The sequence below is a fragment of the Bradyrhizobium sp. LeoA1Lang genome (genome assembly GCF_055413685.1).
The window spans coordinates 1-9,396 of sequence record NZ_JBVAPG010000232.1 but is presented as its reverse complement, the minus strand read 5'-3'; the positions used below and the strand labels follow the sequence as shown (position 1 = coordinate 9,396).

Annotated in this window: 8 protein-coding genes; 4 read left to right on the top strand and 4 right to left on the bottom strand. The window is 63.5% G+C overall.

All coding sequences use genetic code 11. The features are described from left to right. Positions 1–303: 303 nt before the first annotated feature. Positions 304–1,515: an ABC transporter substrate-binding protein gene (locus tag ACZYOF_RS39830; protein ID WP_463719170.1), complete on the top strand. Its 1,212-nt coding sequence runs from the start codon at positions 304–306 to the stop codon at positions 1,513–1,515. Positions 1,516–1,568: 53 nt separating this feature from the next. Here ACZYOF_RS39830 and ACZYOF_RS39825 read toward each other — a convergent pair whose 3' ends face one another. The 4 genes from ACZYOF_RS39825 to ACZYOF_RS39810 form a co-directional block, all read right to left on the bottom strand. Continuing rightward, on the bottom strand, positions 1,569–2,486 hold the full coding sequence (locus ACZYOF_RS39825; RefSeq protein ID WP_394567324.1) for an MBL fold metallo-hydrolase: 918 nt from the start codon (positions 2,484–2,486) through the stop codon (positions 1,569–1,571). A 146-nt stretch (positions 2,487–2,632) separates the two neighbouring features. After that, entirely contained in the window at positions 2,633–3,847 is a 1,215-nt protein-coding gene (locus tag ACZYOF_RS39820; RefSeq protein ID WP_130582802.1) for an acyl-CoA dehydrogenase, read from the bottom strand. A gap of 120 nt (positions 3,848–3,967) precedes the next feature. Next, entirely contained in the window at positions 3,968–5,044 is a 1,077-nt protein-coding gene (ribB, locus tag ACZYOF_RS39815; protein ID WP_463719169.1) for a 3,4-dihydroxy-2-butanone-4-phosphate synthase, read from the bottom strand. Between the two features lie 108 nt (positions 5,045–5,152). Beyond that, complete coding sequence (locus tag ACZYOF_RS39810) at positions 5,153–6,886, bottom strand: cation:proton antiporter domain-containing protein (protein ID WP_463719168.1); 1,734 nt, start codon at positions 6,884–6,886, stop codon at positions 5,153–5,155. Between the two features lie 127 nt (positions 6,887–7,013). On the opposite strand from ACZYOF_RS39810, the gene ACZYOF_RS39805 reads away from it, so the two are divergent. The 3 genes from ACZYOF_RS39805 to ACZYOF_RS39795 all read left to right on the top strand — a co-directional run bounded on the left by ACZYOF_RS39805 (position 7,014) and on the right by ACZYOF_RS39795 (position 9,105). Further along, positions 7,014–7,478, top strand: coding sequence for a DUF3124 domain-containing protein (locus ACZYOF_RS39805; protein WP_245476704.1), 465 nt, complete (start codon positions 7,014–7,016; stop codon positions 7,476–7,478). A 61-nt stretch (positions 7,479–7,539) separates the two neighbouring features. Continuing rightward, positions 7,540–8,781 (top strand): aminotransferase-like domain-containing protein, encoded by a 1,242-nt coding sequence (locus ACZYOF_RS39800; protein WP_463719167.1) that lies wholly within the window; start codon positions 7,540–7,542, stop codon positions 8,779–8,781. Between the two features lie 111 nt (positions 8,782–8,892). Continuing rightward, a complete protein-coding gene (locus ACZYOF_RS39795) occupies positions 8,893–9,105 on the top strand; it encodes a hypothetical protein (RefSeq protein ID WP_463719166.1) in 213 nt (70 codons plus the stop codon). Positions 9,106–9,396 lie beyond the last annotated feature (291 nt).

Genomic DNA, 9,396 nt, shown 5'->3' with positions numbered 1-9,396 from the left:
AATGCGGCGAACCGCCTCAAGCTTGAACTCTCGGCTGAAAACACGGGGGGATTTGTTGGGCATACGTTCTCCGTTAGAGAACTGTCCCTAATTTCCCGTGTCTCACTTTTGGGGGGCACTCCAGTGAATGCGAATGCGGACGTCCCGGGTTGCGCGTTCCGCTCCTCCCGGGCTACGGGCTGCGCGCGTGCAAACCTCGCCTGCGGCCTTGTTCGCGGTCCCGGGCTTTGCCGCCCTAATGGCACCGGATAGAACTGGCGGCGTTAATGATAATCCTCCACAAGAAGCCAGGGAGAAGAAACGATGAAACCGCTTGCGGCCGCCCTTGCGGCGGGTCTCGCGCTTGCCGCTTCCGGCGGCGCCGCCAATGCCCAGATTTCCGACGACGTGGTCAGGATCGGCGTGCTCACCGACATGTCCAGCCTCTATGCCGATGCCACCGGCAAGGGCTCGGTCGCCGCGGTGCAGATGGCGGTCGCCGATTACGGCGGCAAGGTGAAGGGCAAGCCGGTCGAGGTGGTCTTCGCCGATCACCAGAACAAGCCGGACGTCGGCGTTGCCATCGCCAGAAACTGGTACGACAACGAGAAGGTCGATGCGATCTTCGACGTGCCGACCTCCTCGGTCGCACTGCCGATCTCGGCGCTGACGCGCGAGAAGAACAAGATCAATATCAACTCCGGCGGCGGCTCGTCCGACCTCACCGGCGTCGCCTGCTCACCCAACACCGTGCACTGGACCTACGACACCTATGCGCTGGCGAATGTCGCCGGCAAGGCGATGGTCAAGCGCGGCGAGGACACCTGGTTCTTCGTCACCGCCGATTATGCCTTCGGCATGGCGCTCGAGCGCGACGCCGCCAACGTCGTCAAGGAAAGCGGCGGCAAGGTGCTCGGCGAGGTGCGCCACCCGCTCAACACCTCCGACTTCTCCTCCTTCCTGCTGCAGGCGCAGGCCTCGAAGGCCAAGGTCGTGGCGCTCGCGAACGCCGGCGGCGACACCACCAATGCGCTGAAGCAGGCCGCCGAGTTCGGCATCACCCAGGGCGGCCAGAAGATGATCGCGCTGTTGCAGGAAATCACCGACACCCATTCGCTCGGCATCCAGGCGACCCAGGGCCTGATCGTCACCGACGCCTTCTATTGGGACATGAATGACGAGACGCGGGCCTTCTCAAAGCGCTTCAATGAGAAGGTCGGGCACATGCCGACCATGATCCAGGCCGGGCTCTATTCGGCGACGATGCATTATTTGAAGGCGATCGAGGCCATCGGCACCGACGAGGCGCCGAAGGTGATGGCGCAGATGCGGGCCACGCCGGTGAACGATTTCTTCGCCAAGAACGGAAAAATCCGGATCGACGGGCGCATGGTGCATGACATGTACCTGTTCGAGGTGAAGAAGCCCTCGGAGTCCAAGGGCGAATGGGACCTCTACAAGCTGCTCGCCACCGTGCCCGGCGACGAAGCGTTCCGTCCGCTCGACAAGGGCGGCTGCCCGCTGGTGACGCACTAACGCGCACGACGTAAGCGAATGGCGGATGGAGCGTCCCATCCGTCATTTGCGCTTCACGCCAGCCGGTACGTTCCTCCGATCACCGGATCGCCGTCGGTCGTGACGATGCCTCGGGCGACCAGATCCTCCAGATGCGCCAGCACCGAATAGCCGGCAGCGCCGGTTAGCCGCGGATCGAGGCCGATATAGATCGCGCGCACCATGGTCGGGATGTCGGCCTCGCCCTTGGCGAGGCGATGCAGGATCGAGGCTTCGCGCGCCTTTCGGTGTCGCGCCAGGAAGCGGACGTAGCGCGGCCCTTCGGTAATTTCGGGGCCATGGCCGGAGAAATAGAGTTCCTCGGGCCGCTGCTCCAGCCGTTCCAGCGAAGCCATGTAGTCGATCATCGATCCGTCCGGCGGAGCCACGATCGAGGTCGACCAGCCCATCACGTGATCGCCGACGAAATTGATGCCGCGTTCCGGCCAGGCGAACGCCAGATGATTGGCGGTATGGCCCGGCGTCGCCACCGCCTCCAGCGCCCAGCCGGAACCTTCGATCACGTCGCCGTTCTTGACCTCGACGTCCGGCCTGAAGTCGCGGTCGGCCCCGGACTCCGGATTATGCTTCTCGCTCTCGAACCGCGGCCGCGAGGCGCGGTGCGGGCCCTCGGCATAAACGGGCGCGCCGGTCGCCTGCTTGATCCGCGCGGTGTTCGGCGAATGGTCGCGATGGGTGTGGGTGACCAGGATATGCGTCACGGTCTCGCCGCGCACGGCATCCAAGAGCGCCCTGGCATGCGCTTCATCGTCGGGGCCGGGATCGATGATCGCAACATTGCCCTTGCCCACGATGTAGCTGACCGTACCGGTGAAGGTGAACGCGCTCGGATTGTTGCAGAGAACGCGCCGCACGCCGGGGCGGGCTTCGTCGACCACGCCGGGCTGAAGCGGAAAATCGCGGTTGAACGGGATGTCGTCGTTGTCGGCCATGGCTAAACACCTGACGCTGATTTCGTCATGCCCGGGCTTGTCCGGGCATCCACGCGCTTTCTTTCCGGAAGCTCACACGTGGATGGCCGGGACAAGCCCGGCCATGACGGAGCAAGGGGTTACATATCGCTCCACAACTTCAGCGCTTACGAAAACGCCTGGATACCGGTGATGGCGCGGCCCAGGATCAGCGCGTGGACGTCGTGAGTGCCCTCGTAGGTGTTCACGGTTTCCAAATTCGCGGCGTGGCGCATCACGTGGTATTCGATCTGGATGCCGTTGCCGCCGTGCATGTCGCGCGCCATGCGGGCGATGTCGAGCGCCTTGCCGCAATTGTTGCGCTTGACGATGGAGATCATCTCCGGCGCCATCTTGCCCTCGTCCATCAGCCGGCCGACGCGAAGCGAGGCCTGCAGGCCGAGCGCGATCTCGGTCTCCATGTCGGCGAGCTTCTTCTGCACCAATTGGGTGGCGGCGAGCGGACGACCGAACTGCTTGCGGTCGAGGGTATATTGACGCGCGCGGTGCATGCAGTCCTCCGCGGCGCCCATCGCGCCCCAGGAGATGCCGTAGCGGGCGCGATTGAGGCAGCCGAACGGACCCTTGAGACCGGAGACATTGGGCAATAGCGCGCTCTCCGGAACCACCACGCCATCAAGCACGATCTCGCCGGTGATGGAGGCGCGCAGCGAAAGCTTGCCGCCGACCTTCGGCGCGGAGAGGCCCTTCATGCCCTTCTCCAGGATGAAGCCGCGGATCTGGTTGTCGTGCGCGGCCGACTTGGCCCACACCACGAAGACGTCGGCGATCGGCGCGTTCGAGATCCACATCTTGCTGCCGGTCAGCCGGTAGCCGTCGGAAACCTTCTCGGCGCGGGTCTTCATGCCGCCGGGATCGGAACCCGCATCCGGCTCGGTCAGGCCGAAACAGCCGACCCATTCTCCGGTGGCGAGCTTGGGCAGATATTTCTTGCGCTGGTTCTCATCGCCATAGGCATAGATCGGGTACATCACCAGCGAGGACTGCACCGAGTTCATCGAGCGATAACCGGAATCGACCCGCTCGATCTCACGCGCCACCAGGCCATAGGCGACATAGCTTGCATTCGCGCAGCCATATTCCTCCGGCAGCGTGACGCCGATCAGGCCGAGTTCCCCCATCTCGTTGAAGATGTCGCGATCGGTCTTCTCTTCCAGATAGGCATTGATGACGCGCGGCAACAGCTTGTCCTGCGCATAGGCGCGCGCGGTGTCGCGGATCATGCGTTCGTCTTCGGTGAGCTGGTCATCGAGCAGGAACGGATCATCCCACTGGAAAGAAGCCGCTGCCGGCTTGTCCTTGGCCTGGGGGCGCACGCTCATGAAAATCCCTTTCGCATCGTCGTTTCGGAATTACCCGTTAAATTAAAGCGCCGTGAGTGGAAGCGCAATTGCATTGGGTTCCCTCAGGGCTGGCGCTACGCGCGCCCGGAATGACTTTCGTCAGCATTCGAGTTTCTCGTTGGAGACGATCTCGATACCGAAACCGGACAATCCCTTGTAGTCATGCACGGACGAGGTGAGGTTGCGGATCGAGGTGACGCCGAGATCGCGCAGGATCTGTGCGCCGACGCCGACCTCGCGCCATTGCCGGTTGCGATCGGCCTCCGCGGTCTGCGTCGCGCCGACGGGCTCGACGGGAACACCGGCGGCGCCGTCGCGCAAGTAAACCAGCACGCCGCGGCCGGCCTTCTTGAACTGCCGCAGAACGGCTTCCATGCGAGCCCCGCCGGTGAAGATGTCCTTGACGATGTTCGGCTTGTGCAACCGCGTCAGCACGTTCTTGCCGTCGCCGATGCCGTTATAGACGAAGGCGGCGTGCATGATCTCGTCGAACGGCGAGCGGTAGGCATAGCCCTGCAGCGGGCCGATCGGGCTGTCGGTCGTGAACGTCGCGACCCGCTCGATCAGCTTCTCGCGGGCCTGCCGATAGGCGATCAGGTCGGCGATCGTGACGTGCTTGAGGTTGTTGGCGGCGGCAAAACGGGCGACCTGCGCACCCTTCATCACCGTGCCGTCGTCGTTCATCAATTCGCTGATGACGCCGACCGGCGGCAGGCCGGCGAGCTTGCAGAGATCGACCGCGGCTTCCGTATGGCCGGAGCGCAGGAGCACGCCGCCATCGCGGGCGATCAGCGGGAAGATGTGGCCCGGCCGGGCGAAATCATTGGCGCCGGCATTGGGATTGGCGAGCGCACGGCAGCAGGAGGCGCGCTCGTCTGCCGAAATGCCGGTGCCGCCATCGGGCTTGTAGTCGATCGAGACGGTGAAGGCAGTGGTGTGGCTGGAATCGTTGTGCGCGACCATCGGGTCGAGCCGCAGCCGCTTCGCGTCGTCGGTGGTGATCGGCGCGCAGACGATGCCAGAGGTGTGGCGGATGATGAAGGCCATCTTGTCGGCGGTACAGAGCGACGCGGCGACGATCAGATCGCCCTCGCCTTCCCGGTCGTCGTCATCGGTGACGACGACGAGTTCGCCCTTCGCAAAGGCTTGCAACACTTCCTGGATCGTATCGGCCATGTCTCAAAATCTCGCTTTTTGCTGGCAGTGCATTAGCCGGAACCGGCAGCCCGCGCCAGCATCAATCCGCAGGCCAGAACAGCGTCGGCAGGCATACCAGGCCGTATCTCAAGGCAACACCTCCCGTCGCTCGGCGAGCTGCGCATCCATCGCGGCGCGCTTCTCTTCCAGAAGTCCGGCATCGGCGGCTTCGATCACCGAGAACAGCTCGCTCGCGTCGCTGATCCGCGTCACCGTCACGTAGTCGGCCCCGGCCACGTAGAGATCGTTCACATCGGCCAGGAAATCGGCGGTCGCGACGATCTTGGCGGTCGGATTGAGGCTCCGGACATGGCGGACCAGCTTCTCATTGTTGGCGCCGACCAGGAGCGAATCCGGCACGCTCAGAATGATGATCTCGGCCTTGCCGATGCCGGCATGCACCAGCGTATCGACATTGCTGATATCACCATAGATCACCTGCAGGTCGCGATCTTTCAAGGTCCTGAACACCAGCGGGTTGAAATCGATGACGCTGATCTGCTCCAACAGCGCTTCGTTCTGCCGCTCGATCTGGCTGAGCAGGGCGCTGGCGGCGCGGAAAAAGCCGAGGATCACGATCCGGCGGCTCTCGCCGTGGCCGGCCTCCTGACCGCCCCCTTCCGCAGGGTGGACCTGGTCGAGGTCGCGAAGCCCGATCCGCTTCAACCGCCCGATCAGGGAACGGGTGATCTCGCTGCTCCTGGTGATCGCGAAGGTGCTCAACACCGCCAGCACCACGAAGGCGAAGGAGGCGGCGCTCGATGTCGCAGTGGAGATATGCCCGGCGGCGACGCCGGTCTGGATCACCACCAGCGAGAATTCCGAGATCTGCGCCAGGTTGATCGCCGGCAGCAGGCTGGCCCTCAAGCCCTGCTTCATCAGATAGAGCGGCGTGAACGTCGTGACCAGGCGGCTCACTACGGTGAACGCCGCAATCAACAGCGCAAGCCCGATCACCGAGAGGCCGGGAACCGGGATGGTCATCCCGAGCGCGACAAAGAACAGCGTGATGAAGAAATCACGGAGGGTCGTGACCTTGGCGGTGACGTCGAGCGCATAAGGGAAGGTCGACAGCGACACCCCGGCGACCAGCGAGCCCATCTCGCGCGACAGATGCAGGCGTTCGGCGACCTCGCCGATCAGGAAGCACCAGGCAAGCGCGCCGAGCAGGATCAGCTCGGGGCGCCGCGCGATCTGCTGGAACAGCCGTGGCAGCACGTAGCGGCTGAGCACCAGCGCCGTCGCCACCAGCACGCCGACGCGCAGGATCGAAAGCAGGATGATGCCGACCTGGAGGTTGTCGAGGCTCGGCTGCACCGCGAGGAACAGGATCGCAAAAATGTCCTGCAGCACCAGCACGCCCAGCGTGATGCGGCCTGGCAGCGTATCGAGCTCGCGCTTCTCGTAGAGCACCTTGACGATGATCACGGTCGAGGAGAGCGCGCAGGCGACGCAGAGATAAAGCGCGTCGAACTTGCCGCCGCCGCCCATCGACAGCCCGGTGCCGACGAAAAACAGGATGCCGAGCAGGCAGCCGCCCAGGAGCTGGCCGCCGGCCGCGAACAGGATCACCTTGCCGGCGCGGACGATCTTCTTCAGGTCGATCTCGAGCCCGATCATGAACAGCATGAAGATCAGGCCGAGCTCTGATATGACGCTGATCGATTCCTGGGACTTGACCAGACCCGTGCCGAATGGACCAATCAAAAACCCGGCGATAAGGTAGGCCAGGATCAGGGGTTGCCGGGAGAAATGAGCTAACAGGCCGAGCACCCAGGCGAACAGGATGCTTAAAGTAATATCACCTATAAGTTCATGCATGTCTTGGGGCTTCTCCTCATCGCAACCTAGAGACCCAAGCACGGGGGTCAAACGAGCAATCTGTCACATCCGCGCCCTTAGCCTGTTTCTGGCGATTCTGGCATCGCTGACCGCATCCCGCCCCTCCATGGCGCAAAACGGCAGCATCGAGCAGGGTTTTGCGAGTTCGCTGACGGCTGTTCCCGCCGAGAATCTCGCCGTTTCCGGCTCTTTCTATGTCCCAGTCTATTCCAGTGTCTCGATGAGCCAAGGCAGGCTCAGGGCCGATTTCTCGGTGACATTGAGTGTCCACAACACCTCCGAGACCAAGCCCCTCGTATTGAAGCGGATCGCCTATTTCGACACCGAAGGCAAGCCGGTTGAAAGCTACCTCAAGGCGCCGATCGCGCTGAAGCCGTTCGCAACCATCGAGGTCTTCATCCCCATTTCCGACGTGCGCGGCGGCACCGGCGCCAATTTCGTGGTGGACTGGGCCGCAGCCGGCGAGATCGCCGAACCCGCGGTCGAAGCGCTGATGGTTGGCAGCGTCGGCCCGGGGCATTATGCCTTCATCAGCCAGGGGCGACCGATCAGGATCGTCGGCAAGAACTAGCAAGAGGGCCTTCCACTTCACTTGGGCCTTCTCAATGACAACAACACGGGAGTGAATGTCCATGTCCGCCTCAACCCAATTCGATTTCGCGCCGCTGTTGCCCGCCGGCCTGCCGGCGGCGGCCGCCAAGTGGACCGGGCTTGCCAAGTACAGCTTCGTCGGCGGCAACAACGATCCGGATGGGGTTCCGGTCGACGGGCTGATCGAGGCGGTCAACGCGGTGTTGAAGCGCGAGGGCAAGGCGCTCGCGACCTACAACCTCGCCCATGGCCCGCAGGGGTATCGGCCCTTGCGCGAATTCCTCACCGGCAAGCTCAAGCGCGACGCCGGCATCGTCTGCACGGCCGATGACATATTGATCGTCTCGGGCTCGCTGCAGGCGCTCGACCTCGTCAACCACACGCTGCTTGCGCGGGGCGACACCGTGTTGATCGAGCAGGAGACCTATCAGGGCTCGCTGAACCGGCTCACGCGGCTCGGCGTCAACGCCGTCGGCATTCCCCTCGACCAGGACGGCATCCGGATCGATGCGCTGGCTGCCGCGCTCGCCGACCATAAGCGGCGCGGCATCACGCCGAAATATATCTACACCATCCCGACCGTGCAGAACCCGACCGGCACGATCCTGCCGGAGAGCCGCCGCGCCGAGATGCTGAAGCTGTCGCGCGAGTATGGCGTGCCGATCTTCGAGGACGATTGCTACGCCGACCTCACCTGGAGCGGCGAGCGCCCGCCCGCGATCTACGCCATGAGCCAGCATGGCGGCGTGATCCATATCGGCTCGTTCTCGAAATCGATCGCGCCTGCCCTGCGCGTCGGCTTCATCGTCGCACCCTGGGAGGTGATGTCGCGGATGCTGGCGCTGAAGACCGATGCAGGCTCCGGCGCGCTGGAGCAGATGGTGCTCGCCGAATATTGCGCGCCGCATTTTGCGACCCATGTGCCGGAGCTGACGCGCGGCCTGCGCAAGAAGCTCGATACGCTGATGGAGGCGCTGAACGAGCAGTTCGGCACCGTGGCGGAATTCGAGGAGCCGAGGGGCGGCATCTTTCTGTGGGTCAAGCTTCCGGATCATGTCGATACGCTGAAACTCTACCAGGCGGCGCTCGCCGCCGGCGTCTCCATCAATCCGGGACCGGAATGGTCGACCAACAAGGCGTGGTCCGGCAGCCGGCTGCGGCTGTGCTTCGCGAGCCCCTCGCATCAGCAGATCCGCGAAGGCGTGGCGGTGCTCGCCGACGTCTGCCGGCGCGAATTCGGCGTGCCGACGCGCAGCGGCAATATCGAGCGCGCGCAGGGCTGAAGGCATTTTCGATCCACGCTTGCTGAACAGTTGTTCAGGATTCTCCTCTGGTTCCTGCGGAACGTTTCCGCACGACGTACCGTTTAGTCTCGGCACACTGAGGAGGACATCATGAAGAAGCTTGCTTATGTCTTTGCAGCGCTCGGCGCGATTGCCGTTGCAATTCCGTCGATCGCCAATGCAGAGACGGTCGTGATCAAGCGTGGCGACCATCATCGTCATTGGCGCGGCGCCCACGCCGAGATGCGCGGCCCCGGCTGGCATCATCGCCATCACGACAAGGTCGTGATCATCAAGAAGCATCATCAGAACTACGGCTACTGAGGCGCGACAGGAATGGCTCCGCAAGGGGCCATTCCTTTTTTGCAGGCACGGCGAAGTGCGATGCGCGTAGGATGGGTCGAGCGAAGCGAAACCCATCGCGATGGAGCAAGCCGCGCGATGATGGGTTCTTCGCTCCACCCATCTTACCATTCCGTGCACACCGCCGTCGTCCCGGCGAAGGCGGGGACCCATATGTGGACGGCCCCCGTGGCACAAGAGCTTTTGAGGTGATCGGATCGCTTGCATCCATATGTCCGGCCTGTTTGATGCGATCGGATGATCGCTGGCCAA

Bases quoted from the DNA above. Each gene is read 5' to 3' on its own strand.
- ACZYOF_RS39830 (WP_463719170.1), top strand. From the start codon at position 304: ATGAAACCGCTTGCGGCCGCCCTTGCGGCGGGTCTCGCGCTTGCCGCT.
- ACZYOF_RS39825 (WP_394567324.1), bottom strand. From the start codon at position 2,486: ATGGCCGACAACGACGACATCCCGTTCAACCGCGATTTTCCGCTTCAG.
- ACZYOF_RS39820 (WP_130582802.1), bottom strand. From the start codon at position 3,847: ATGAGCGTGCGCCCCCAGGCCAAGGACAAGCCGGCAGCGGCTTCTTTC.
- ribB (WP_463719169.1), bottom strand. From the start codon at position 5,044: ATGGCCGATACGATCCAGGAAGTGTTGCAAGCCTTTGCGAAGGGCGAA.
- ACZYOF_RS39810 (WP_463719168.1), bottom strand. From the start codon at position 6,886: ATGCATGAACTTATAGGTGATATTACTTTAAGCATCCTGTTCGCCTGG.
- ACZYOF_RS39805 (WP_245476704.1), top strand. From the start codon at position 7,014: ATGGCGCAAAACGGCAGCATCGAGCAGGGTTTTGCGAGTTCGCTGACG.
- ACZYOF_RS39800 (WP_463719167.1), top strand. From the start codon at position 7,540: ATGTCCGCCTCAACCCAATTCGATTTCGCGCCGCTGTTGCCCGCCGGC.
- ACZYOF_RS39795 (WP_463719166.1), top strand. From the start codon at position 8,893: ATGAAGAAGCTTGCTTATGTCTTTGCAGCGCTCGGCGCGATTGCCGTT.